Origin of the sequence: Acinetobacter harbinensis (assembly GCF_000816495.1) — a bacterium.
Taxonomy (GTDB): domain Bacteria; phylum Pseudomonadota; class Gammaproteobacteria; order Pseudomonadales; family Moraxellaceae; genus Acinetobacter; species Acinetobacter harbinensis.
On record NZ_JXBK01000002.1, the window covers coordinates 103,795 to 104,204 of the forward strand.

At 46.1% G+C, this 410-nt stretch carries 1 protein-coding gene; it reads right to left on the reverse strand.

The window, feature by feature from the left end:
* A partial coding sequence (locus tag SE27_RS14595; protein ID WP_455550004.1) for a LysR substrate-binding domain-containing protein occupies window positions 1-410 on the reverse strand: 410 nt, incomplete at both ends.

Genomic DNA, 410 nt, shown 5'->3' on the forward strand with positions numbered 1-410 from the left:
TCCGCCATCAGTTTTTTTGCAATCAAACCATCCCATCTACCCTCACCATATCTCACTCCAATATCAATACCATTGCTAATAAAGTCGACCGGCTTTAAATTGGTATCTAAACGCACATCGGTATCGGGATACAGCATTTGAAATTTATCAATCCGCGGGAGCAACCATTTGGCTGCAAATGCTGGACTAATCGCCACGGTTAAAACCCCTGTTGCGGCATTGGACTTTAGCTTTTCTAAGCCTAAACCTAGTCGATCAAAACCAGCACGAATATCCGGTACAGCCACTAAGGCCGCCTCGGTCAGCACCAGTCGGGCTTTTCCTCCAGTATTGCGATGAAATAACAACACCCCCAACCAATCCTCTAAACCTCTAACCAATTGTCCAATGGCGGCCGGCGTAACATTTAA